The sequence below is a fragment of the Xanthobacter tagetidis genome (genome assembly GCF_003667445.1).
Lineage (GTDB): Bacteria > Pseudomonadota > Alphaproteobacteria > Rhizobiales > Xanthobacteraceae > Xanthobacter > Xanthobacter tagetidis.
This window is the reverse complement of sequence record NZ_RCTF01000004.1, coordinates 136,039-159,988: the sequence shown is the minus strand read 5'-3', so window position 1 is coordinate 159,988 and position 23,950 is coordinate 136,039. Positions and strand designations below refer to the sequence as shown.

The following is a 23,950-nucleotide window of genomic DNA, read 5'->3' as shown; positions in this document are numbered from 1 at the left end:
CGCGGCGAACAAGCCTGCCGCTTTTTCCCTTGCCGGACCGGGCGCCCGCGGTGCGGAGGCGCTCCGGCTTCAGAACCGCGCGGGCACCACGTGGCGCGGCGCGAAATGGTCCTCGAAGCCGTGGTCCTTGCCGCGCTTCGGCAGCTTCACCTTCTCGCGCTTCACCTCGGCATAGGGGATCTGCGAGAGCAGGTGCGAGATGATGTTGAGGCGGGTCCGCCGCTTGTCGTCGGAATAGGCGACGTACCAGGGCGCCCATTCGGTGTCGGTGGCGGCGATCATCTCGGCCCGCGCGCGGGAATAGTCGTCCCAGCGGGCGTAGGATTCCACGTCCATGGGCGAGAGCTTCCAGACCTTGCGCGGGTCGTCGATGCGCCCTTCCATGCGCCGGGTCTGCTCCTCCTTGGACACTTCCAGCCAGTATTTGAGGAGGATGACGCCGGATTCGACGATGGCGCGCTCCACCAGCGGCGTCGCCATGAGAAACTTCTTCGCCTGCTCCTCGGTGCAGAAGCCCATGACGCGCTCGACGCCCACCCGGTTGTACCAGGAACGGTCGAAGATCATGATCTCGCCCGCCGCGGGCAGATGCGGGATGTAGCGCTGGATGAACATCTGCGACTTCTCCCGCTCGGTGGGCGGGGGCAGCGCGACGACGCGGAAGATGCGCGGGCTCACCCGCTCCATGATCGCCTTGATGACGCCGCCCTTGCCGGCGCCATCGCGGCCCTCGAACAGGACGCAGACCTTGGCGCCGGTCTCCTTGGCCCAGAGCTGGAGCTTCACCAGCTCGGCGTGGAGCGATTTCAGTTCGTGCTCGTAGTCCTTGTTCTTGAGCCGCTCGGCGCTGGCCATGGCGGTCCTCCCCTTGTGCCGGTGGCGATGCTGCGGCGCGGTCAGGCCCAGCTGAGGAAGAAGCCGATGTCGCCCGGCATGCCGTTCGGCCAGTCGACGATCATCGCCTTGAGCTTGTAGTGCGCCGGGCGCAGGTGGTCGCGCCACAGCTCGAACGCCTGGCGCGGGCGGCCGGTCAGCGTGTCGGGCCAGCCGTCCTCGGCATTGTTGATGGCGCGGCCCTTGTCCGTGCACAGCACGTTGGGAAAGCGCATGACCATGATCTCGGTCTCGCCGCGCTGGGCGGCAAGGCGCATCTTGGTCACGAGGCTCTGCGAAATCTCGTGCAGCCGCTCGGGGGTGAGGTCGATCGGTTCCGACAGGGTCTTGACGAGTTCCTGGCGCGCCTTGTCCGCCTGGTCCATGGCGGCAAGCTCCTTGTTGAGCTTCTTGCGCTCCAGCTCGTCCATGTAGGCGCGCAGGTCGTCGGCGGACATGAAGGTCTCGTCGGCGAGGTGCTCGGCCTGGGTGTTCGCGGCACTGGTCATCGGTCTGCTCCCTTGGCCGTCGGCCGCCCGCACGGGGCAGGGCGCCGGGGTGATCCCGGCGCGTTCGCGTTGTCCTCCACTCAACGCACCGCGCGCCCGGCTTCCTTGTGCCAGATCAAGAATGGGCGCCCGGCGGCGTTGCTTCCGCTGGCGGCGGTACCTTGGGGCGGGCGCCGGGCCGCAGCCGCTCGCGGATGGCCTGGAACATCACGTAGAGCGGCGGGATGACGAAGATGCCCAGCACCGAGGCGGCGATCATGCCGCCGAACACGGGCGTGCCCACGTTCTGCCGCGCCATCTGCGCCGCGCCGGTCGCCACCACCAGCGGCAGCAGGCCGAGGATGAAGGCGAGCGAGGTCATCATCACCGGCCGGAAGCGCAGCCGCGCGCCCTCGGTGGCGGCCTCAAGCAGCGGCTCGCCCTTCTCGCGGCGCTCCTTGGCGAACTCGACGATCAGGATGCCGTTCTTCGCCGCGAGGCCGATCAGCACGATCATGCCGATCTGCCCGTAGAGGTCGAGCGTGAGCCCGGCCATCAGGATCGCCGCGAACGCGCCGACCATGCCCACCGTGACCGAGAGCAGCACCGGCACGGGGATCGACCAGCTCTCGTAGAGCGCCACCAGGAACAGGAAGGCGAACAGCACCGCGAAGCCGAGGATGATGCCGGTCTGGCCCTCGGCCCGCTTCTCCTGGAACGAGGTGTCGGTCCAGGCGCCGGAGAAGCCCTGCGGCAGCGTCTTGGCCGCCACCTGCTCCATGGCGTTGAGCGCCTGGCCGGAGGAGACGCCCTCCGCCGGCGCGCCCTGCACCGTCACCGCGCGCTTGTTGTTGTAGCGGATGAGGGCGGGCGGCCCGACCTCCACCTTGACCTCCACGAACGAGCGCAGCGGGATCATCTCGCCCTTATTGTTGCGCACGTGGATGCGGTAGATGTCGTCGACGTTCTTCCTGTCCTCGCCCTCCGACTGCACCTGCACCTGCCAGGTGCGGCCGAACAGGTTCATGTCGTTGACGTAGAGCCCGCCCAGCGAGGCCTGGAGCGCCTGGAACACATCGCTCAGCGGCACGCCCAGCACCTGCGCCTTCTCCCGGTCGATGTCGAGGAAGATGGAGGGGTTGGAGGCCGAGTAGGTGGAGAACACGCGCGAGAGCTGCGGGTCCTGGTTGGCGGCGATGATGAGGCCGCGCAGCACCTGGGCCAGCACCTTGGGGTCGCCCGCGCGCAGGTCCTGGAGCACATAGGCGAAGCCGCCGCCGGTGCCGAGGCCGACGATGGGCGGCGGCGCCAGCGGCACCACCGTGCCGCCGGGGATGAGGCGCAGCTTCGCCCCCAGGCGGTCGATGATGGCGGCGGCGCCGTTCTCCACGCCCTCGCGGTCCTCGAACGGCTTCAGCGTGACGACGATGAAGCCGGCATTGGACTGGGAATAATTGTCGATGAAGTTGAGGCCGATCACGGACGTGAAGTCCTCGACCGTGTGCTCCTGCTTGAGCACCGCCTCGGCCTTGCGGATCACCTCCTCGGTGCGGCCCACCGAGGCGCCGCCGGGCAGCTGCACCACGACGAAGAAGGCGCCCTGGTCGTCCTCCGGCAGGAAGCCCGTGGGGGTCGCCTTGGAGAGCGCGAGGATGCCGCCCGAGGCCACCACCACCGCGATCAGCCCGAACAGCGACCAGCGCACGAGCCGCCCGACGATCGAGCCGTAGCCGTCGCGCACCCGGTCGATGAAGCGCATGACATAGCCGATCGGCCCCTTGCGCGGCCCGTGGGCGGGCTTCAGCAGGATCGCGCACAAGGCCGGCGAGAGCGTCAGCGCGTTGATCGCCGAGAGGAACATGGCGACCGCCACCGTGATGGCGAACTGGCGGAACAGCTCGCCCGAGATGCCGGGGATGAACGCCACCGGCACGAACACCGAGAGCAGCACCAAGGTGATGGCGATGATCGGCGCGGTGATCTCGCCCATGGCCTTCTTGGTGGCTTCGGCCGGGGTGAGCTCGGGATGCTCCTCCATCACCCGCTCGACGTTCTCCACCACGACGATGGCGTCGTCCACGACGATGCCGATGGCGAGCACGATCGCGAGCAGCGACACGGTGTTGGCGGAATAGCCGATGGCGTTCAGCACGATGAAGGTGCCGATCAGGCTCACCGGCACGGCGAGCGTCGGGATCAGCGTCGCCCGGAACGAGCCGAGGAACAGATAGACCACCAGCACCACCAGGATGAACGCCTCGATCAGCGTCTTCTGAACCTCGTGGATGGTCTCGGTGACGAACATGGTGGGGTCGTAGGTGACCTTCCATTCCATGTCCTCGGGAAAGGCCTTGGCCAGCTCCGCCATGCGCGCGCGGATGGCGGTGATGGTGGTGATGGCGTTGGCGCCGGGCGACTGGTAGAGCGCCAGCACCGCCGCCGGGCCGCCGTTGAACAGCGTCTCGCGGTCGAGGTTGGAGGCACCGAGCTCCAGGCGCGCCACGTCGCCGAGCCGGAGCACCGAGCCGTCCGCATTGGTGCGCAGCACGATGTCCTCGAACTCCTTCACCGTGGAGAGCCGGCCCTTGGTGCGCAGGTTGAGCTGCAATTGCTGATCGTCGGAGATCGGCCGCGCGCCGATGCGGCCCACGGCCGCCTGCACGTTCTGGGCGCGGATGGCGTCGACGATGTCGCCGGTGGTGAGGTTGAGGCCGGTGAGGCGGTCGGTCTTCACCCAGGCGCGCATGGCGTAGTCCTGGGGGCCCCACAGCCCGGCGTCGCCGACGCCGGGAATGCTCTTCAGCTCGTCCAGGACGTTGATGGTGACGTAGTTGGAGAGATAGAGCGGGTCCTTGGTCGCTTTGGGCGAATAGACGGCGAGCACGCCGAGCAGCGCCGACGACTTCTTCTTCACCACCACGCCCTGGCGCTTCACGTCCTCCGGCAGGCGCGAGAGCGCCACCTGCACGCGGTTGTTCATGTTGACGGTGTTGATGTCCGGGTCGGTGCCCAGCTCGAACGAGCCGGTGAGGGTGTAAGAGCCGTCGTCGCCCGACACGCTCTTCATGTAGATCAGCTTGTCCACCCCCACCACCTGGGCCTCGATGGGCTGGGCGACGGTGGAATCCACCACTTCGGCGGAGGCGCCGGGAAACACCGTGGTCACGGAGACCTGGGGCGGGATGATGTCCGGATACTGGGAGATCGGGATCGCCATCAGCGACAGCGCGCCGGCGATCACGGTGACGATGGCGATGACGATGGCGAGGCGCGGACGATCGACGAAGACCGAGGAGAGCATGGATCAGCCCCCGCTCGCGAGGCCGGCGGCGGGGGTGGCGCGCACCGCGGCGCCGGGCCGCAACTGCTCGAAGCCGTCCACCACCACCTGGTCACCGACCTTGAGGCCCTCCTCGACCACGATGTTCGCGCCCACGGAGCCGCCGGGCTTGATGCGCCGCGTGACCGCCTTCCCGTCCTGCACCACGAACACATAGACGCCGCCCTGGTCGGCGATCAGCGCCGCCTGGGGAATGACGATCTTCTCGTCGGGCTTGGAGGACGACAGCTCCACCCGCACCAATTGCCCGTCGATCAGCGCGCCCTTGGGGTTCGGCACGTCGGCGCGCATGATGACGGTGTCGGTGGTGCGGCTCACGCTCACGTCGACGAAGTTGATGCGCCCGACCTCCGGATAGACCGAGCCGTCGGAGAACTTGACGCGGACCTCCACGTTGGTGAGGTCCACCTTGCCCTCCTCCTTCTGCGCCTCCAGGTAGTCGCGCTGGCTGACGGGGAAGGTGACGTACATGGGGTTCTCGCTCACCACCGTGGCGAGCACGCCGGATTCGGGGCCGACGATGTGGCCCTTGGTGAAGGCGGTGCGGCCGATCTTGCCGGCGATGGGGGAGACGATGTCGGTGTAGCCGAGATTGATCTGCGCCGTCTTCAGGTGCGCCTCGGCGGTGAGCAGCTGGCCCTTGGCGGAGGCCTCGGCGGCGATCGCCTGGTCGCGGGCGACCACGGTGCCGGCATTCTTCGCCAGCAATTCCTCGGCGCGCTCGCGCTGGATCTTGGCAAGCTCAAGGGCGGCCTTCGCCCGCTCGACCTCGCCCTGGGCATTCTCCACGTCGGCCTGGAACAGCGGCTTCTCGATGCGGTAGAGCGGCGCGCCCTCCTTCACCGTCTCGCCCTCCTTGAAGAGCACCGCCTCCAGCATGCCCTTCACGCGGGCGCGGATCTCCACCCGCTCGGGTGCCTCCACGCGGCCGACGAACTCCAGCGCCGCGCGCACCGGCTTCAACTGCGCCTGGGCGACGCTGACGGGGATGGCGGGCGGGGCGGCGGGCGCGGGGTCGGCGGCACGGGCGGGCAGGGCGCCCGCCGCGGCCAGCGCGGCGAGGGCCGTCGCGGCAAAGGCGGTCAAGGAAAGCAGCATGCGGACGCGCCCGCCCGCCATGGTGGACTTGCGACGCATGCTCGCCTCCCGGCCTTGTTTCAGGCCCTTGTCGATGTACGAGCCGCGCCGTCAGCGGCGGGCTAGCATCCGCGCTGTTCTACGCGTTCTTGGTGTGCGGGAAAAGCGGCGGCTCGGGCTCAGCCAGGGGCGTCCACAGCCGGGTGCGCCCATCCCTTGGGGAAGCTCAGTCGGCGGTCCAGCGCGCGGCGGCGGCGTCATCGCTCGCCTTGGCGGCGACCCAGCCACCGGCGGCGCCGCGCTCCTCCTTCTTCCAGAAGGGGGCATTGGTCTTGAGCCAGTCCATCAGGAAGGCGGCCGCCGCGAACGCCGCCTCGCGATGGGCCGAGGCGGTCACCACCAGGACGATCGGCTCGCCGGGCAGGATGCGCCCGTGGCGGTGGACGATGACGGCGCCGGTGAGGGGCCAGCGCTCCCGCGCCGTATCGAGATGGCGCGCCATCTCCTCTTCCGCCATGCCGGGATAATGCTCCAGCACCAAGGCGGTGAGCGGCGCGCCGGCCGCGTCGGGATCGGCGCGGCACAGGCCGGTGAAGGTGACGAGCGCGCCGACATCCGTGCGGGCGTCCGACAGGCGGGCAGCTTCCGCGCTGGCATCGAACACGGCGCTCTGGACCCGCACCTCGAACATGCTCAGCCTCCGGTCATGGGCGGGAAGAAGGCGATCTCCCGCACCCCGGCGATCGGTGCGTCCGGCTTCACATGGCGCCGGTCGAGGGCGGCGCGCACCACCGCCGGGTTCTCGAACGCATGGGCATGGGCCTCGTCCTTGGCGGCCAGCCAGCGGGCGAGGTCGGCCACCGTGACCACTTCGGCCGGCGGCTCCACCGTCTCCTCTGCGCGGCCGACGCGCTCGCGCAGCCAGGCGAAATAAAGGACCTTCATCGCCGGTCCTCCACCAGATGGCGGGCGCCGGCCCGGAAATAGTCGTAGCCGGTATAGAGCGTCAGCACCGCCGACACCCACAGCAGCGTCAGGCCGAGGAACGAGACGCCGGGCAGCACCTTCTCGCCCGCCGGACCGGCGATCAGCACGCCGACGGCGACGAGCTGCATGGCGGTCTTCCACTTGGCGAGCCGCGAGACCGGCACCGAGACGCGCAGCTCGGCGAGGAACTCGCGCAGGCCCGAGACCAGGATCTCCCGGCACAGGATGACGATGGCGGCCCACAGCGACCAGCCGCGGATCGTGCCGTCGGAGGCCAGCATCAAAAGACAGGTGGAGACCAGCAGCTTGTCGGCGATCGGGTCGAGCATCCGGCCGATGGCGGACTGCTGCGACCAAGCGCGCGCCAGGTAGCCGTCGAAGAAATCGGTGACGGCGGCGGCGATGAACAGCGCCAGCGCCACCCACCGCAGCCACACCCCGCCCTGGAGAATGTCGGACCAGAACAGGCATCCGGCCACCACCGGCACGGCCACGCAGCGCCCATAGGTGAGCAGGTTCGGCAGCGAGAACGCATGGCCGCGCGCCGCCGAGGCGGTGGTGGGAGGGGCGGGGCGGGTCGCGGCGTCTGCCATGAGATCACTCTTCCTGCGGGCACGGGAGACGGCGCCCGGATCTGTCGCTCTTCCTTGGTCGGCTCCGGCGCCCCCGTCAAGGAACGAGGCCGGGAGCGGCGGGTTCATGGCCGGCCGTGGAAATAATCATAGACCGCCTGGGCGGTGGCGGCGTTGATCCCGTCCACCTGCCCGAGATCGGCGAGCGAGGCGCGCTCGATCGCCTTGAGCGTGCCGAAATGGCGCAGCAGCGCCCGCTTGCGGGTAGGGCCGACGCCGGCGATCGCCTGGAGCCCGGCCTCGGTGATGTCCTTCTTGCGCCGCGCCCGGTGCGAGCCGATGGCGAAGCGGTGCGCCTCGTCGCGCAGGCGCTGGATGAAATAGAGCACCGGGTCGCGCGGCTCCATGCGGAACGGTGTCTTTCCGGGCAGGAAAAACTGCTCGCGCCCGGCCTCGCGGTCGAGCCCCTTGGCGATGCCCACCAGGGGCACGTCGGTGATGCCCAGTTCCGCCAGAACCTGCCGGGCGGCGTTGAGCTGGCCGAGGCCGCCGTCGATCAGCACCAAATCCGGCCAGGGCGGCGTGTCGGCCGCGACGGGGGCGTCCTCCTCCTCGGCGGGATCGGCGCCCGGGCCGATATCCTCGTCCGGCGGCGGCAGGTCAGCGGAGGTGCCGCCGTTCCGTGATCCACCCGCGCGGTGGGAGGTCGCGGCCGCGCGGCCGCGCGGCTCTCCCTCTCCCGCTTGCGGGGGAGGGCCGGGGAGGGGGGGCGTCCCGCTCTCATCAAGCTGCCGGGGAGAATCGGCGCCGTCCCCCTCCCAACCTTCCCCCGCAAGCGGGAGAGGGCTTTCCCCTTGTAAGGCGCCTCTGGGCGCCTCCTTCAGCAGGCGCGAGAAGCGGCGGCGCAGCACCTCGCGCATCATGCCGAAATCGTCGCCGGGGGTGAGGTCGGTCGAGCGGATGTTGAACTTGCGGTACTGGCCCTTGGCGAACCCCTCGGGGCCGGCGACGATCATGCCGCCCACCGCATTGGTGCCCATGATGTGGGAATTGTCATAGACCTCGACGCGACGCGGCGGCGCGGGCAGGCCGAACGCCTGCGCCACCCCGTCCAGCAGCTTCTGCTGGGTGGCGGTTTCCGCGAGCGTGCGGGCCAGCGCCTCGCGGGCGTTCTGGAGCGCGTGGTCCACGAGGTCGCGCTTCTCGCCGCGCTTTGGGACCGCGATCTCCACCTTGAAGCCGGCCTTCTCGGAGAGCGCCTCGCCGATCAAGGCCTGCTCCTCCACCTCGTGCGAGAGCAGGATCAGGCGCGGCGCCGGCTTGTCCTCGTAGAACTGGGAGAGGAACGCGCCCAGCACCTCGGCCTCGGAGAGCGAGCGGTCGGCGCGCGGATAATAAGCGCGGTTGCCCCAGTTCTGGCCGGTGCGGAAGAAGAACACCTCGATGCAGGTGGCCCCGCCCTGCTGGGTGGCGGCGAACACGTCCGCCTCCTCCACGCCGCGCGGATTGATGCCCTGCGAGCCCTGCACCGCCGAGAGCGCGGCGAGCCGGTCGCGCAGCCTTGCCGCGCGCTCGAATTCGAGCTCGTGCGAAGCCGCCTCCATTTCGCGCGCCAGCTCCTCCTTCACCGCGCGGGAGCGGCCGGAGAGGAAGGCGCGCGCCTCGCGCACCAGCTCCTTGTAGTCCTCGTGGCCGACCTCGCCGGTGCACGGGCCGGCGCAGCGCTTGATCTGGAACAGCAGGCAGGGCCGGGTGCGGTTCTCGTAGTAGCTGTCCGAGCAGGAGCGCAGCAGGAAGGCGCGCTGGAGCGCGTTGATGGTGCGGTCCACCGCCCAGACGCTGGCGAACGGGCCGTAATAATCCCCCGGCCGGGAGCGCGCGCCGCGATGCTTGAGGATCTGCGGCGAGACGTGGTCCGCGGTGATGAGGATGTAGGGGAAGGACTTGTCGTCCCTGAGCAGCACGTTGAAGCGCGGCTTCAGCTGCTTGATGAGGTTCGCCTCCAAAAGCAGCGCCTCGGGCTCCGTGCGGGTGGAGACGAACTCCATGGCGACGGTGGCCGCGATCATGCGGGCGATGCGGTTGGTGTGGCCCACCGGGCGGGTATAGCTCAGCACCCGCTTCTTGATGCTCTTGGCCTTGCCCACATAGAGCACCTGGCCGGCGCGATCGATCATGCGGTAGACGCCCGGCCCCGCGGGCGCGTGCTTCACCGCCTTGACGATCGCCTCCCGGCCGGTGGCGAGGCTCTCCGCCGCCGGTGCGTCCTCCTCCACTGACGCTTCGGGCGCAGGGGTGGGAACCGGGGCATCCGGTGCGGTCTCGTCGGGAGCGCGGGCGATCTCGGGCGGGTCGGTGGGGCGGCGGCCGTTCATGGGCGCAAGTTAGGCATTGGCCGCGCCGAGGGCCAGGGGGGCGAGGGGGGCGAGGCGGCGGGCCGCCGCTTCACCATTCGTGAACCATGGCCGCCTTCGGCCGGCGGGCGCGGGGCGCCGGCGGCCAGACTGAACGGCGCGAAGCCTCATGAAATCAACGCACTAAATGGTCAATGGGAGATTCAGCATAGGGCGGCGAAGGGGGTTTGCGGGAAGGGGTTGGCAAGACCCTGCGGCAGAAGATGCGCGTGGAGCACGTGCCGATCCGCTCGCGTCGCGACCAGGCCGGCCCGTCGCCTATTCGTTTCTGAGGTGAAGTCGCCGCGCGGATGCGGCCGGTTGCGGAGAATGTGAACATGGCTCGTCGTCTCGTCTCTTCCCTTTCGGTCTCCACCGCCCTCCTGCTGGCGCTCGGCGCGGCCGGCGGCGCGCGCGCCGCCGACATGGGCTATGGCGCGCCGCGGGCCTATGTGCAGCCCGTTTCCGCCTTCACCAACTGGACCGGCTTCTATATCGGCGCCAATGCCGGCTACGGCTGGGGCACGTCCAACGTCCAGAATCCGGACGGCTTTCTCGGCGGCTTCCAGGCCGGCTACAATTTCCAGCTCGGCAATCCGTTCATGATCGGCATCGAGGCGGATTTCGACTTCGCCGGCATTTCCGGCGGCGGGTTCTCGCTCGACAATCTGGGCACGGTGCGGGCGCGCGGCGGCTTCACCTTCGACCGGGTGCTGTTCTACGGCACCGCCGGCTTCGCCTGGGGTCAGGGCAGCTTCGACGTGATGGGCCTGTCGTCGAGCCGCACCCAGAGCGGGTGGACCATCGGCGCGGGCCTCGAAATGGCGCTCGACCGCAACTGGAGCGCCAAGTTCGAGTATCTGTACTTCGACCTCGGGTCTTCGGACTTCCGGACCGTCTGGGGGCCGCGCAGCGTGGGCTTCGACGGCGGCGTGCTGCGCGGCGGCGTGAACTACCGCTTCTGACCGCTCAGGCGGCGAGCCCGAGCCGCGCCCGGGCGTCCGCGGCGAGGCGGGCGACCAGGTCGCCCGCGCTCATGCCGTCATTGCCGCGGGAGAGGGCGGCGGCCTGCCCCGCCCACAGGTTGGTGAAATCGCCGGCGCCCGCCGCCTCCGCCTTGGCCTTGAGCGGCGCCAGCGCGCCGCCGGCCAGCGGGAAGGCGGGCGCGTCGGCGCTCATGGGGCCGACCTCCCGCATCACCCGGTTCATGAACCCGCGCGCGGGGCGGCCGGTGAACAGGTCGGTGAGCGCGGTGGCGTCGTCGCGTGCCGCCCGGAGCGCCGCGCGGTGCACCTCCGGGGTGCGCGCCTCGCGGGTGAGGAGGAAGGCGGAGCCGATCTGCGCGGCGCTCGCGCCCAGCACCAGGGCTGCGGCGATGCCGCGCCCGTCGGCGATGCCGCCCGCAGCGATCACCGGCACCGGCACCGCATCCGCCACCTGGGGCACCAGCGCGAAGGTGCCCGGCTGGCGCGCCATCGCCCCGGCCATGGCCACCTTGCCGTCGGCTTCAAGGAAGGTGGCGCGGTGGCCGCCGGCCTCCAGCCCCATGGCGATGACCGCGTCGCAGCCGTGATCGGCGAGGAAGCGCGCCTCCGCCACCGTGGTGGCGGCCGAGATCACCTTGGCGCCGGTCTTCTTCACGCGCTCCAGCAGCGCCGGCTCCGGCAGGCCGAAATGGAAGCTCACCACCTCGGGCCGGACGCGCTCCACCACGGCGCAGAAATCCGCATCGAACGGCGTGCGCCCGCCCGCCGGCGGGGTGATCTCGGGATCAAGCCCCAGTTCCACGTAATAGGGTGCGAGGCGCGTGCGCCAGGCGAGCATCGCGACGGGATCGGGCGCGGGCGGCCGGTGGCAGAAGAAATTGGCATTCACCGGCCCGTCGACCGCCGCGCGCACTTCGCGCAGCGCCGCCTCGAACTGGGCGAGGTCGTACATGGCGCAGGGCAGGGCGCCGAGCCCGCCGGCCTGGGTGACGGCCGCCGCCAGTTCCGGCGTGCCGGGACCTGCGAGCGGACCGAGCAGGATCGGCACCTCAATGCCGAACAGGTCGAGCAGCCGGCGGTCCGGCCAGTTCCCCGGCGCCCGGCCGGGGGTGGAGGATGCGGGGGAAGCGGACATGGCGCGTCTCCTCGGGCGGCGTTCGCCCAGGCCCGGCAGCGGGCGGGAGGGGCGCCTTGCGCGGCGCCGGGTCGGGGTGCAATATTCCCCAATAGGAAATGAAAATCAAATATCATTCTCAAAACTGGAATTTGGCGGTGGACCTCTCCAGCCTCGAAGTGTTCCGCGCCGTGGCCGAGACCGGCAGCGTCACCCGCGCCGCCGCGGCGCTCGACCGCGCGCCGTCCAACGTCACCACCCGCGTGCGCGCGCTGGAGGACGATCTCGGCGTCGCGCTGTTCCTGCGCGACGGCAAGCGCATGGCGCTCACCGCCGAGGGCGAGACGTTCCTCGGCTATGCCCTTCGGCTTCTGGCGCTGGAGGCGGAAGCGCGGGGCGCGGTGCGGCCCGGCATTCCCTCCGGCCGGCTCAGGCTCGGCGCCATGGAGAGCACGGCGGCGAGCCGCCTGCCGGAGCCGCTGGCCCGCTTCCACGCCTCCTGGCCCGAGGTGGCGCTGGACCTCGCCACCGGCACCAGCCGCGACCTCGCCGAGCGGGTGCGCGCCCACGATCTCGACTGCGCGCTGATCGCCGCCGCGCCCGGCGTAGGCGACGGGCTCGACCCGGGGCTGGAGGCGGTGCCGCTGTTCGCCGAAGATCTGCTGCTTGTCGCGCCGGCCGGCCACGGGCCGATCGCCGGCCCGGACGATGTCGGGCCCGACACGCTCGCCGCCTTGCCGGCCGGCTGCACCTATCGCGCGGTGGCGGAGGCCTGGCTGCAAGGCAGGCGGGCCGGGCGGCCGCTGCGGCGGATCGAGCTTGCATCCTACGACGCCATGCTGGCCTGCGTCGCCGCCGGGGTTGCAGTGGCGGTGGTGCCACGCTCCGTGCTCGATTTGCGGCCGGGGCTGGCGCACCTCGTCACCGTGCCGATCGCCCGCCTGCCGACCCTGCTGATCCGCCGCCGGGGCTACCGCTCCGCCGCCTTCGAGGCGCTGAAGGCGGTACTGGCGGCATCCCATCAGGCGGCGTGATGGGTGCATCAGGCGAAATTGCTGTCCTTCGCGCTGCCTAGCATTTAAGCAGAACGGGCGGGCCCCATCGCGCGGCCCCTGTTCCGGAACCCTCCATGCAGCGCCGCGTCCTCATCGGCCTTCTCCTGGGCTTCTGCGGCGTCGTCATGTTCGGCGTGACCCTGCCCATGACGCGCCTTGCCCTCGACGATCTCGGCCCGTGGTTTATCTCGTTTGGCCGCGCCACCATCGGCGGCGTGCTGGCGGTGCTGCTGGTCCTCGCCATGGGCCGGCGCGTGCCGCTGCGCGGGCGCACGCTCGTCGATCTGCTGGTCGCCACCGTCACTTTGGTGTTCATGTTCCCGCTGCTGATGGCGGTGGCGACGCAGACCGTGCCGGCCTCGCACGGCGGCGTGGTGCTGGGGCTGCTGCCGCTCACCACCGCCATCGCCGCCATGCTGTTCGCGGGCGAGCGCCCGAGCCTCGGCCTGATCGGCGCGAGCGCCACCGGGGCGGCCCTGATCGGTACTTTCGCCCTGCGCAACGGCGCCACCGAGGGCCTCGGCTATGGCGACGCCCTGCTGGTGCTGGCGGTGATCGCCTGCAGCTGCGGCTATGCGGTGGCGGGGCGGCTCGCGCGCACCATGACGGGGTGGGAGGTGATCTGCTTCATGCTGATCCTGGCGCTGCCGGTGAACCTCGTCGGCGCGCTGCTCACCTTCCCGGCGCATGTGGCGGCGGTGGCGTGGCCGTCCTGGGCGGCGCTCGCCTATCTCGGCGTCATCAGCCAGTTCGTCGGCTTCTTCTTCTGGAATGCGGGCCTCGCCATGGGCGGCATCGCCCGCGTCGGCCAGGTGCAGTTGCTGCAGACCTTCGTCACGGTGGGCCTCGCCTGGCCCATCAACGGCGAGGTGCCGACGCTGGAGACGGTCGGCTTCGCGGTCGCCGTGGTGGCGGTGGTGGCGTTCGCCCAGCGCGCCGGGCGCAAGCGGGACGCCACATGAAAACGGCCCCCAGCGGGGGCCGTTTCCGGAAACGAAGGCGCAGGGACCTCAGGCCGCCTTGCGGCGCGAGGTGATGAGCTTGCGGTTCACCAGCACCTCGGCGATCTGCACCGCATTCAGCGCGGCGCCCTTGCGCAGATTGTCCGACACGCACCAGAAGGCGATGCCGTTGTCCACGGTCGGGTCGTCGCGCAGGCGCGAGATGTAGGTCGCGTCCTCGCCGGCCGCCTCGTGCGGGGTGGCGTAGCCGCCCGGCTCGCGGGTGTCGATGACCAGGATGCCGGGGGCCTCGCGCAGGATCTTGCGCGCGTCCTCGGCGGACAGCTCGTTCTCGAACTCCACGTTCACCGCCTCGGAATGGGAGATGAAGACCGGCACGCGGACGCAGGTGGCCGTGAGCTTGATCTTGGGGTCGAGGATCTTCTTGGTCTCGGCCACCATCTTCCACTCTTCCTTGGTGAAACCGTCGTCCATGAAGACGTCGATCTGCGGGATGAGATTGAAGGCGATGCGCTTCGGGAACTTCTTCGGCTCCACCGGGTCGGAGACGAACACCGCGCGGGTCTGGGTGAACAGCTCGTCCATGGCGTCCTTGCCGGCGCCGGAGACGGACTGGTAGGTGGAAACCACCACGCGCTTGATGGTCGCGGCGTCGTGCAGCGGCTTCAGCGCCACCACGAGCTGCGCCGTGGAGCAGTTCGGGTTGGCGATGATGTTCTTCTTCGCAAAGCCGGTGATGGCGTCGGCGTTCACCTCGGGAACGATGAGGGGAACGTCCGGGTCCATGCGCCACTGCGAGGAATTGTCGATGACGACGCAGCCGGCGGCGCCGATCTTCGGCGACCACTCCTTCGACACGGCTCCGCCGGCCGACATCAGGCAGATGTCGGTGTCGGAGAAGTCGTAGGTTTCGAGGTTCTTCACCTTCAGGGTTTTGTCGCCGAAGGAGACCTCCACGCCCTGCGAGCGGCGCGAAGCGAGCGCGACCACCTCGTCCGCGGGGAAGCCCCGCTCGGCGAGGATCGACAGAATCTCCCGGCCCACGTTGCCCGTGGCGCCGACGACGGCGACCTTGTAACCCATGGTGTTCCTCGGAAAAATGTCCGCGCCCCATTCATCCGGGGCCGGAGGATGCGCTTTTATGACGAAGCGCGTGCCGGCGCAACGCCGCGCCGCGCAAGGCTGGGCCGAGCGTGGCGCGGGGGTGATTCGGCGGCGGTGCCCCGCGGAGGGGTCCGCGACCGGGTCCTGGGCATGGTCGTCCGGAGGCCTTTGCCTTCCCCTGGGGGCGCCCGGCGGTCCGCAACTGTTGCCGGCAGGCCACGCGATGGGCGTCTCCGGCCGGGAACCGGGGTGCCAGCCGGACCGTTTCCTTGCCTGACGGCCAAGCATGCCGTAACCAAGGGCCAACGGCCGTGTGCCGTTCTGGGAGGCTATCCATGCGTTTCGCGCCCGCTCTTACCCTCGCTGCCGTGCTCGCGGTCGCGTTTGCCGGCACGGCCGAAGCGCAGACGTCGTCGAAGAAGCGCACCCAGGTCACCATCTCCAAGCGCTCGTATCTCGATGCCGGCACGATGGTGAAACCCGGCTCCAAGTCCTACACGGACTATGCGCTGCCGCTGAACTACAACTTCCCGAACTATCAGGGCAGCGCCGTCGGCCCCGGCCCGATCACCGGCATCCGCTCGCCGCTGCCGGGCCCGTTCGACCTGCCGGGCTACTGAGCCTTCCTCCTGTCCCTTCCGCCTGTTCCGGACGGCCGCGCTCCCTGGGAGGCGGCCGTTTTGATTCGCGCCGACGGGTGGAGGGAGAGGGCCCGAGGTAGCATAATGGGTTCAGTCGCCGTCTCTCCGCCGGCCTGACCTTTCCGGGTACCTCCCGCCTCCCGGTGTCGTGCCTGGGATCGCCGGGCGAGTGGCGCCGCGCTTGGCGCAGCTATAGCTTGTGCCGCAGCGACGGGAGACGGGCCGATGGACGAGCTGGTGTGGCTGGTGCTGCTGGTGCTCACCTTTCCGGTGATCGCCATCGTCGCCCTCGTTCTGGCGCTCAAGGCGCGCGGGCGCATCCGCACCCTGGAGGAGAAGGTGGCGGAGCTGGACCTGCGCCTGGCCGGCGCGGCGCCGGCCCCAGTCCCGCTGCCGACGCCCCAGATCCCGCCTGTTTCGTCCGGCTCGCCGCTGGCCCGCTTCGCCACCCCGGAAGCCGCGCCGCAGACGGATTCCGCGCCCGAAACCGCGCCCGTTCCCCCGCAGGACGGTCCCGGGACGTCCGACGCCCCGCCGCTGGTCCCGCAAATCGGTCCCGCCGACACCCCCGCCCCCCCCACCCTAGAGCCGGCCGGGGTGCCTGCGCGCCCGCCGGCCGTCCCCCTCAAGGAGCGCTTCGCCGGCTTCGAGGAGCGCCTCGGCGCCCGCTGGGCGGTCTGGGTGGGCGGCATCGCGCTGGCGCTCGGCGGCGTGTTCCTGGTGCGCTATGCGGTGGAGCAGGACCTGATCGGGCCGCTGGCGCGCATCGTCCTCGGCCTGCTGCTTGCCGCCGGGCTGATGGGCGCGGGCGAGTGGCTGCGCCGGATCGACCGAACGGACGGCTTCGCCGGTCTGCCGGCGGCCCATGTGCCGAGCGTGCTCACCGCCGCCGGCACCATGACCGCGTTCGGCAGCCTCTATGCCGCCTACGAGCTCTACCATCTGCTGTCGCCCGGCGCGGCCTTCGTGCTGCTGGCGCTCACCGGCATCGCCACGGTGTTCGCCGCGCTGCTGCACGGGCCGGCGCTGGCGGTGCTGGGCTTTGCCGGCGCGGCGGCGACGCCGCTGCTGGTCACCTCTAGCGATCCGAACGCCTATGGCGTCGCCATCCTGATCGTCGCCGTGGGGGCGAGCGCGCTCGCGGTGGCGCGGCTGAAGCGCTGGCGCCTGCTGGCGCTGCTCGCCATCGCCGGCATGGTCGGGTGGGGGCTGACGCTGCTCGCCTTCGAGGTGCCGCAGGCGACGCCCGCGAGCGGGCTCATCGGCCTGGTCCTCATGGCGCTGACCGCGGCCCTGCTCACGCCCGGCCATTTGTGGGGGCCGGCCGCGAGCCGAAGGCCGGACCTCGTCTCCAGCCTCGGCGCGGCGGGCGCGATCCTGGTGACCCTGGCGGCGGCGGTTCACGGCGGCGTCGCCTTCGGGCCGCTGGCAGTGTTCGTCGTCGCGGCGCTCGGGGCGCTGGCGCTGGCCTGGCGCGCGCCGCCGGCGACGCTCGCGGCGCTGGCCGTGGCGCTCGCCGCGCCGGTGATCCTCGCCCAATGGAATTTCCCGCCCGATCCCGGCTCGGCGGTGGCGCCCGCCGGCCCCGTCGCCGGCTCGGTGCCCGAGCCGTCGCATCTGCCGCTCGGCCATTTCGTCGCCTATGGCCTGCTGATGGCGGGGCTGCAGCTCGCGCTCGGCCTCCTCGGCGCGCGCCGGGCGGGACGCGCCTTCGCCAGCATCGGCTGGGCGGGGGCGTCGAGCCTCGGGGCGGTGCTGCTGCTGGTGGCCGGCTACGAGCGGCTGACCGACCTTGAGAAGAGCATGCCGTTCGCGGCGCTCGCCGCGCTGCTGGCGCTCGTCCTCGCCTTCTGGGCCGAGACCGCCCAGCGCGCCCGGCCGAGCGGGGCGGCGGCGGGCGCCTTCGCCGCCGGCAGCGTGGTCGCCCTCGCGCTCGGCCTTGCCTTCGCGCTGGAGAAGGGCTGGCTCACGGTGGGCCTCGCGCTCGCCGCGCTCGCCGTGGCGTGGGTCGCGACCCGCCGCCCGGTGCCGGGCCTGCGCCAGCTCTCGGCCGGGCTCGGCCTGCTGGTGGCGGCGCATGTGGGCGCCGACCCCACCATCGCCGGCGCTGAGCTCGGCACCACGCCGATCCTCAACTGGCTGCTGTGGGGCTATGGCGTGCCCGCCGCCGCCTTCGCCCTGAGCGCCCACCTCCTGGGGCGTACCGCCGACGACTGGCCGCGGCGGGTGCATGAGGGCCTCGCCCTGCTGTTCGCGGTGCTGCTCGCGGCGCTGGAGGTGTTCCACCTCGCCCATCCGGAACAGTTCCTTGCCGAGCGCTCCGGCCTGTTCGAGACCGGGCTGCTCGCGAGCATCTACGGTGCCTATGCGGTGGGGCTGCTGTGGCTGTCGGAGGTCAGGGCGCGCCCGCTCTACGGCCTGTTCGCGCGCCTCGTCGGCGGCCTCGCGGCGCTGTTCGCGGTGGGCACGCTCATCGGACCCAACCCGTTCGCCGACAAGGTGAGCGTCGGCGGGCCGGTGTTCAACGTGCTGCTGACCGCCTATGCGCTGCCGGCGGTGCTGGCGCTCCTGTTCGCCTCGCGGGTGCCGGCGGGGGAGCGGCCGACCCGGCTGTTCGCGCGCGGCCTCGCCGTGGTGCTGGGGCTCGCTTATGTCACCTTCGAGGTGAGCCGGCTGTTCCAGGGGCCGGTGCTCGATCCCTCCGCCATCTCGTCCGCCGAATGGTACGCCTATTCGGCCGCCTGGCTCGGCTTCGGTATCCTGCTGCTCGCCCTCGGTTTGTGGCGCGGCTCGCGCACGCTGCGCCTCGCATCGGGCGCGGTGATGGTGGTGACGGTGTTCAAGGTGTTCCGCTACGACATGCAGGACCTCGACGGCGTCCTGCGCGCCGTCTCCTTTGTCGGCCTCGGCCTTGTACTGGTGGCCATCGGCAGGCTCTACCAGCGCCGACTGGCCAAGGGAGCCGGCGCGAGGCAGGCGCCACCGACCACCGCAGGCGCGGACACACCGCCGCCTGCTCCCTGAGGGCGCGAGCGGCGGCGTGCGGTTCCGTGTGGTGTCAGGCGTAGGCGCGCTTGCCGAGGCCGGGGATGAGCGCCGAGGGCTTGAGGGCGAAGGCGCCTTCGCCGGCCAGCGCCACGGTGAGCGAGGCCACCACCAGGAAGGCGGGATATTCCCAGCCGCCGCCGGCGGCGGAGAAGATCCAGCCGTTGGGGATGTGCACCGACATGGCGCCGAGCATCACCGGGATCAGCAGCACCGCCACCGGGCGGGCATAGATGCCGGCGAGGATCAGCAGGCCGCCGATCAGCTCGGCGCCGATGGTCGGCAGCGCGAGCGCGGCCGGGAAGCCCTTGCTGGCGAGGAAGCCGGAGAAGCCGGCGACGGTGAACACGAACACCTTGAGCAGCGCGTGGGAAATCCACATCGCGCCGAGCGCGGCGCGCAGGAGGAAAAGGCCGTAGGGGGCAGTGCGGGCGTCGATCATGGAGGTCATCTCCGGTTGCGTTGCCGCAGATGTAGCGCTTTCCCTCATGCAACTCGATGCGTATAAATGAAGGATATGATTTGCATGAGTGCAAGCAAATGATCCCCTGGGACGACTTCCGCCTGGTGCGGGCCATCGCCGAGACCGGCTCGCTGGCCGGCGCGGCGGAGCAGCTTTCGGTGAACCATTCCACGGTGTTCCGGCGCCTCGGGGCGCTGGAGAGCCAGCTCGGCGCGCGGTTGTTCGAGCGCTCGCGCGCCGGCTACCAGCCGACCCCCACCGGCGAGGAGATGGTGCGCCTCGCCGAGCGCATGGCGGAGGAGGTGAACGCCGTCGAGCGCCGCATCACCGGGCAGGACCTGCGGCCCTCCGGCGAATTGCGCGTCACCACCAACGACACGCTGCTGGTGCACCTGCTGACGCCGATCTTCGCCTCGTTCCGCAAGGCCTATCCCGAGATCCATCTCGACATCGTCGTCGCCAATCCCTCGCTGAACCTCTCCAAGCGCGACGCGGACGTGGCGATCCGCGCCAGCGACCGGCCGGGCGACACGCTGGTGGGCCGGCGCATCGCCTCCATCGCCTGGGCGGTCTACGGCCGGCCGGGCGACTGCAAGGGCGCTTTGGAGGCGCCGGACTTCCGGCGCCACGACTGGCTGGGCTATGCCGAGCCGCTGAACGGCATCAAGGCCGCCAAGTGGCTGCGCGAGCGGGTGGGCGAGGAGAAGATCGTCTACCGCGTCAACACCGTGCTCGGGCTGGCGGAGGCGGTGGCGGCGGGCATCGGCCTCGGCCTCCTGCCCTGCATGATCGCCGAGCGCGTGGCCGGCCTCGTGCGCGTGCTGCCGCCGCAGCCGGAGCTGGAGGCGGGGCTGTGGCTGCTCACCCATCCGGACATCAAGGCGACGGCGCGGGTGCGCGCCTTCATGGACCACGCCGCGCGCGAGCTCGGCCGGCTCAAGCCGCTGATCGAGGGCCATGGGGAAAACGGGGCGGCGAAGGCGGAAGCGCCGGCGGCCTGAGGCGGCCGGCGCGGCGCAGCGCTCAGTCGGCGTCTTCGGCGCTGCTCTTCGACTTGCGGCGGGAGGCGATCTGCGGCCGCGATTGCCCGCCGCTGCCGACGAACTCGCACCACATGGTGCCGATGCCGGCGAGGGTGCCGCGGAACGAGCTGGGCCCGGTGCGCACCACGTCGAAGCAGGGCTCGAAGCTCATGCCTTTGACGAAGCCGCACACCGCCTCGCCCCGCACGCGCAGCGTGTTGGGCGGCAGGCGCACGAAGCGCGCCGGGTTCTGGCCGAGCGAGATGGTGCCGGCCACCGAGCCGTCGGCATAGATGCGGCCCGAGCCGGAGGTGCCCTCGAAGCAGGTGAAGGAGAACACGCGGCCCACCACGAAGGTGCGGGCCTCGTCGGCGCTGAGCTGCTGCGCCCCGGCCGGCACGGCGGCCAGCGGCCCCGCACAGGCGAGCGCGACGATCGCGAGAATGATCTGGCGCATGTCGATCGCAGAGTCCTGAACGTTTGAGGAACACGATGCACCCGCCGGGGCGCACCTTGTCAAGCGCTGCAGCCCCGCGCAGCCGCGATCACGGGCCGCGCGGGGGCGATTTGTGCCTGGGTGTGCCCCGGAGGACTCAGGCCGGCTGGGGGGTCGGGCGATGCACCGGCGCCTCGCGGATCGGCAGGTTGATGGCGGCGGAGGCGAAGGAGAGCGCCACCGAGAGCCACCAGACCACCGCGTAGGAGCCGCTCGATTCGTACAGCTCGCCCCCCAGGATCACCCCCAGGAAGCCACCCACCTGGTGCGAAAAGAAGGCGAAGCCGTAGAGCATGGCCATGTAGCGCGTGCCGAACATCAGCATCACGAGGCCGGAGGTGGGCGGCACCGTGGACAGCCACAGCAGCCCGAACACCGCGCCGAACAGGTAGCAGCTCAAAGGCGAGATCGGCACCAGCATGAACACGGTGATGGCAAGGCCGCGGCCGGCATAGATCAGCGCCAGGATCCACTTGCGCGAGAAGCGCCCGGCAAGGTAGCCGGCCGACAGCGAGCCCATGATGTTGAACAGGCCGATCAGGGCCAGCGTGTAGGCGCCGACGCTCAGCGTCATGCCCTTGTCCACCAGGTAGGCCGGCATGTGCACGGTGACGAAGGCGAGCTGGAAGCCGCAGGTGAAGAAGCCGAGCACCAGCATCACGTAGCTCGGGTGGCGGAACGCCTCGGCGAGCGCGCCGGAGATCGACTGCGCCGGCGCCGCGCTGGCCGCCGCGGCCGCCGCCGGCCTGGCATTGCCGCGGGTGGCGAGCGCCACCGCCACCGGCAGGGTCAGCAGCATGGAGAAGCCGAACATGACCAGCGTCTCCTGCCAGCCGACCGTGTCCATCAGCCCGCGCGCCAGCGGCGGGAACAGGAACTGGCCGAACGAGCCGGCCGCCGTGGCGAGGCCGAAGCCGAGCGACTTCAGGTGGTCCGGCAAAAGCTTGCCGAACGCCGCCAGCACCAGGTTGAACGAGCAGGCCGAGAGGCCGAAGCCCACCAGCACGCCGGCGCTCAGATGCAGCACCAGCGGCGTCTGGGCATAGGCCATCAGCACCAGGCCCGCGCCGTAGAGCAGCGCGCCCACCCACAGCACCCGCACGGTGCCGAAGCGGTCGGCCATGGCGCCGGCGAACGGAGAGCCGACGCCCCACAGCAGGTTCTGGATCGCCACCGCGACGGCGAACACGTCGCGACCCCAGCCGAATTCCTGCGTCATGGGCAGCAGGAACAGGCCGAATACCGAGCGCGGCCCGAAGGTGATCATGCCGATCAGGCCGCCGGCGGCGATGATGACGACGGCCGGCAGGACCAGGCTGCGGCGCTGCGGGGACGGGGAGACCGGGGAGGCGGGAAGGGACGACATGAAGGACTCGCAGCGCGCCCGTGACGGGCGCTCGCCGCGCCGCCTCCGCGCCGGACGCCGCAGGCGCCGGGAGCGCGGGGTGACGCGGCCGGGACGGGATACCTTCCGCCCCGGGCGTTGAATCCGCGGAACAGGAGGCCATTTCACCGCCACGATACTGCGGGCCTGCACTTGATAGAAATCAATAATAATCACGCGATCCATGACCGATGTTCATGGATTGCGCGCCCGAGCGATTACCGGGCAAGCGGAAGGCCCGCGGGGGCGGGCCTTCCGGAGCGGGCGGCGTCAGCCGCGGCGGGGGCCGCCGTGCGGCGCGCCGTGGTGCATGCCCATGCCCTTGAAGTTCTGGCGCAGCAGAACGTTCAGGCGCTGCTTCTGGGCCTCGTCGAGCACGTTGTAGAGCGGCTGGGAGGCGTCGGCCACCTTGCGCAGGTCGGCGGCGGTGGCGTCCATGCGGGTGGCGGCGTTGCGCATGCGGGCGATCGGGTCGGGCCGCGCGCCGTCATTGGCCTTGCGGGCCTCGCGCGCCTGCTCCATGCGGGCGGCGCGGTCCTTGGAGACGTCGCGCAGCGTGGTCTCCACCTGCGGCCAGAGCTTCTCCTGCTCGGGGGTGAGCTTGAGCCCCGCCTTCAGCCCGGCGATGCGGGCATCGGTGAGGGCGGCGAAGTCGGCGGCGCTCGGCTGCCAGCGCTCGCCTTTGCCCGGCCCGCCGGTGTTGGCGGCATAGCTGACGGCGGAGCCGGCGATCAGAGCGGCGGCCGTGGCGGCGATCAGGGCTTTCTTCATGGTCTCAACCTCCTCAAGGGATGAGAAAGGATTGCGCGACCGGTCGGCAACCTCAACTTAAACTTCGGTAATGAGGGTCTGTTACAATTCGTTACTGGAAGTGGCATCAGAATTCGCGCGCCGCAAACAAGTCACGACTTCGCCGCATCTTTGAACAGACGTTAATTTGGCGCGGTCCGGCGGCGCCTCAGCCGAGGATCACCCGCCGATCCCGCTCGGCCACGCCCGGCTCGCCCGGCGCATAGCCGCGCGCCTCCATCTCGCAGCGCCAGGCGCCGGGGCCGCCCGAGATGCGGTAGAGGTTGTAGCGGCCGGCGCCGCGGTCGTCGTCCGCCCCGGCGGAGGCGGAGGGCACGCCCACCACCGGGATCGGCCCATGCGCCGAGGGGATGGCGCCGAGCGAGGCGCGGTGGTCGTGGCCGTGCATCACCAGTTCGGCGCCGGCCTGCCCGATCACCTCGCGCACCGCCTCGGCATCGCGCAAATCGCGATGGAAGGCCCGCTCGCCCACCGGCGGGTGGTGGATCATCACGGCGCGGAACAGTCCCTCGTCGCCGAGCCGGCGCAGCAGGTCGGCAAGCCGCGCGCGCTGCGCCCGGCCCACCGCGCCGCTGGCGAGGAACACCGCGGTCGGCACGGCGGTGGAGACGCCGACGATCGCCACCGGCCCGCGCCGGCGCACATAGGGGAACGCGTCGATGTCCACCGGCGTGTGCGGGTGGCTGTCGTCGCCGGCGAGGAACGGCGCCCAGTGCTCCAGGTGGTAGTGCATGGCCGAGCGCACATAGGCGTCGTGGTTGCCGGGCACGACGCTCACCTGGTCCGCCGGGCCGAGCGCGGTGAGAAAGGCGGCGCCGGTGTCGAACTCCGCCGGCAGGCTCACATTCACGAGGTCGCCGGTGACGCAGATATGGTCGACGCCCTGGGCGAGCAGGTCGTCCATCAGCGGGCGCAGGGTCGCCGCGCCGAAATTGCGCCGCCGCGCGCCGATCCAGTTCATCATGCCGAAGAAGCGCTTGCCCAGCAGCTCGGACAGCCGCGCCTCGGGGATCGGGCCGAGATGGGGATCGGAGAGGTGGGCGATCACGAACATGGCGGGCCTCGGCGCGGGGGCGTGCCTCCCCTTTAGGCGATCGGGGCGCGGTCGGAAACCTTCGCCTGCCTTGAGGCCGACGCA

Annotated in this window: 21 protein-coding genes; 6 read left to right on the top strand and 15 right to left on the bottom strand. The window is 70.8% G+C overall.

Going from position 1 to position 23,950, the window contains the following annotated elements; genetic code table 11:
* Window positions 1–69: 69 nt before the first annotated feature.
* The 8 genes from ppk2 to uvrC all read right to left on the bottom strand — a co-directional run bounded on the left by ppk2 (window position 70) and on the right by uvrC (window position 9,712).
* Window positions 70–855, bottom strand: coding sequence for a polyphosphate kinase 2 (ppk2, locus tag D9R14_RS06800; protein WP_121622563.1), 786 nt, complete (start codon window positions 853–855; stop codon window positions 70–72).
* Window positions 856–896: 41 nt separating this feature from the next.
* Window positions 897–1,382, bottom strand: coding sequence for a hypothetical protein (locus D9R14_RS06795; RefSeq protein ID WP_121622562.1), 486 nt, complete (start codon window positions 1,380–1,382; stop codon window positions 897–899).
* Window positions 1,383–1,497: 115 nt separating this feature from the next.
* Window positions 1,498–4,662, bottom strand: a complete 3,165-nt coding sequence (locus D9R14_RS06790) for an efflux RND transporter permease subunit (RefSeq protein WP_121622561.1) — start codon at window positions 4,660–4,662, stop codon at window positions 1,498–1,500.
* A 3-nt stretch (window positions 4,663–4,665) separates the two neighbouring features.
* Window positions 4,666–5,799: an efflux RND transporter periplasmic adaptor subunit gene (locus D9R14_RS06785; protein ID WP_121622676.1), complete on the bottom strand. Its 1,134-nt coding sequence runs from the start codon at window positions 5,797–5,799 to the stop codon at window positions 4,666–4,668.
* 205 nt (window positions 5,800–6,004) lie between these two features.
* Complete coding sequence (locus D9R14_RS06780) at window positions 6,005–6,469, bottom strand: molybdenum cofactor biosynthesis protein MoaE (RefSeq protein WP_121622560.1); 465 nt, start codon at window positions 6,467–6,469, stop codon at window positions 6,005–6,007.
* 2 nt (window positions 6,470–6,471) lie between these two features.
* Window positions 6,472–6,723, bottom strand: coding sequence for a molybdopterin converting factor subunit 1 (moaD, locus tag D9R14_RS06775; RefSeq protein WP_121622559.1), 252 nt, complete (start codon window positions 6,721–6,723; stop codon window positions 6,472–6,474).
* Window positions 6,720–7,358, bottom strand: coding sequence for a CDP-diacylglycerol--glycerol-3-phosphate 3-phosphatidyltransferase (gene pgsA, locus D9R14_RS06770; RefSeq protein ID WP_121622558.1), 639 nt, complete (start codon window positions 7,356–7,358; stop codon window positions 6,720–6,722). Before pgsA ends, moaD begins: the two co-directional genes overlap by 4 nt.
* A 104-nt stretch (window positions 7,359–7,462) precedes the next feature.
* Window positions 7,463–9,712 (bottom strand): excinuclease ABC subunit UvrC, encoded by a 2,250-nt coding sequence (gene uvrC, locus D9R14_RS06765; protein ID WP_121622557.1) that lies wholly within the window; start codon window positions 9,710–9,712, stop codon window positions 7,463–7,465.
* A 356-nt stretch (window positions 9,713–10,068) separates the two neighbouring features.
* On the opposite strand from uvrC, the gene D9R14_RS06760 reads away from it, so the two are divergent.
* Complete coding sequence (locus D9R14_RS06760) at window positions 10,069–10,695, top strand: outer membrane protein (RefSeq protein ID WP_121622556.1); 627 nt, start codon at window positions 10,069–10,071, stop codon at window positions 10,693–10,695.
* A gap of 4 nt (window positions 10,696–10,699) precedes the next feature.
* Here the strand turns inward: D9R14_RS06760 and D9R14_RS06755 are convergent, their stop codons facing one another.
* Window positions 10,700–11,851, bottom strand: a complete 1,152-nt coding sequence (locus tag D9R14_RS06755; protein ID WP_121622555.1) for an NAD(P)H-dependent flavin oxidoreductase — start codon at window positions 11,849–11,851, stop codon at window positions 10,700–10,702.
* Window positions 11,852–11,988: 137 nt separating this feature from the next.
* Here D9R14_RS06755 and D9R14_RS06750 point away from each other — a divergent pair, with 137 nt between their 5' ends.
* Both D9R14_RS06750 and D9R14_RS06745 read left to right on the top strand, forming a co-directional pair.
* Window positions 11,989–12,864 carry a LysR family transcriptional regulator gene (locus tag D9R14_RS06750; protein WP_121622675.1) on the top strand — a complete coding sequence of 292 codons (876 nt, stop codon included), beginning with the start codon at window positions 11,989–11,991 and terminating at the stop codon, window positions 12,862–12,864.
* A gap of 95 nt (window positions 12,865–12,959) precedes the next feature.
* The gene (locus D9R14_RS06745; protein WP_121622554.1) at window positions 12,960–13,847 is read left to right on the top strand and encodes a DMT family transporter; all 888 of its coding nucleotides are present in this window, start codon (window positions 12,960–12,962) and stop codon (window positions 13,845–13,847) included.
* A 48-nt stretch (window positions 13,848–13,895) separates the two neighbouring features.
* On the opposite strand, the gene D9R14_RS06740 is transcribed toward D9R14_RS06745, so the two are convergent.
* The gene (locus tag D9R14_RS06740; RefSeq protein WP_121622553.1) at window positions 13,896–14,930 is read right to left on the bottom strand and encodes an aspartate-semialdehyde dehydrogenase; all 1,035 of its coding nucleotides are present in this window, start codon (window positions 14,928–14,930) and stop codon (window positions 13,896–13,898) included.
* Between the two features lie 356 nt (window positions 14,931–15,286).
* Here D9R14_RS06740 and D9R14_RS06735 point away from each other — a divergent pair, with 356 nt between their 5' ends.
* Both D9R14_RS06735 and D9R14_RS06730 read left to right on the top strand, forming a co-directional pair.
* On the top strand, window positions 15,287–15,571 hold the full coding sequence (locus D9R14_RS06735; RefSeq protein WP_121622552.1) for a hypothetical protein: 285 nt from the start codon (window positions 15,287–15,289) through the stop codon (window positions 15,569–15,571).
* A 246-nt stretch (window positions 15,572–15,817) separates the two neighbouring features.
* Window positions 15,818–18,616: a DUF2339 domain-containing protein gene (locus D9R14_RS06730; protein ID WP_121622551.1), complete on the top strand. Its 2,799-nt coding sequence runs from the start codon at window positions 15,818–15,820 to the stop codon at window positions 18,614–18,616.
* Window positions 18,617–18,650: 34 nt separating this feature from the next.
* Here D9R14_RS06730 and D9R14_RS06725 read toward each other — a convergent pair whose 3' ends face one another.
* The gene (locus tag D9R14_RS06725) at window positions 18,651–19,079 is read right to left on the bottom strand and encodes a DoxX family protein (RefSeq protein ID WP_121622674.1); all 429 of its coding nucleotides are present in this window, start codon (window positions 19,077–19,079) and stop codon (window positions 18,651–18,653) included.
* A gap of 98 nt (window positions 19,080–19,177) precedes the next feature.
* Between D9R14_RS06725 and D9R14_RS06720 the strand changes: the two genes are divergently transcribed.
* The gene (locus D9R14_RS06720; protein WP_184759509.1) at window positions 19,178–20,101 is read left to right on the top strand and encodes a LysR family transcriptional regulator; all 924 of its coding nucleotides are present in this window, start codon (window positions 19,178–19,180) and stop codon (window positions 20,099–20,101) included.
* Window positions 20,102–20,123: 22 nt separating this feature from the next.
* Here the strand turns inward: D9R14_RS06720 and D9R14_RS06715 are convergent, their stop codons facing one another.
* The 4 genes from D9R14_RS06715 to D9R14_RS06700 form a co-directional block, all read right to left on the bottom strand.
* Entirely contained in the window at window positions 20,124–20,579 is a 456-nt protein-coding gene (locus D9R14_RS06715; protein ID WP_121622549.1) for a hypothetical protein, read from the bottom strand.
* A gap of 136 nt (window positions 20,580–20,715) precedes the next feature.
* Window positions 20,716–21,984 (bottom strand): MFS transporter, encoded by a 1,269-nt coding sequence (locus D9R14_RS06710; protein WP_121622548.1) that lies wholly within the window; start codon window positions 21,982–21,984, stop codon window positions 20,716–20,718.
* A gap of 288 nt (window positions 21,985–22,272) precedes the next feature.
* Window positions 22,273–22,773 (bottom strand): Spy/CpxP family protein refolding chaperone, encoded by a 501-nt coding sequence (locus D9R14_RS06705; RefSeq protein ID WP_121622547.1) that lies wholly within the window; start codon window positions 22,771–22,773, stop codon window positions 22,273–22,275.
* Window positions 22,774–22,960: 187 nt separating this feature from the next.
* Window positions 22,961–23,866: a metallophosphoesterase family protein gene (locus tag D9R14_RS06700; RefSeq protein ID WP_121622546.1), complete on the bottom strand. Its 906-nt coding sequence runs from the start codon at window positions 23,864–23,866 to the stop codon at window positions 22,961–22,963.
* Window positions 23,867–23,950 lie beyond the last annotated feature (84 nt).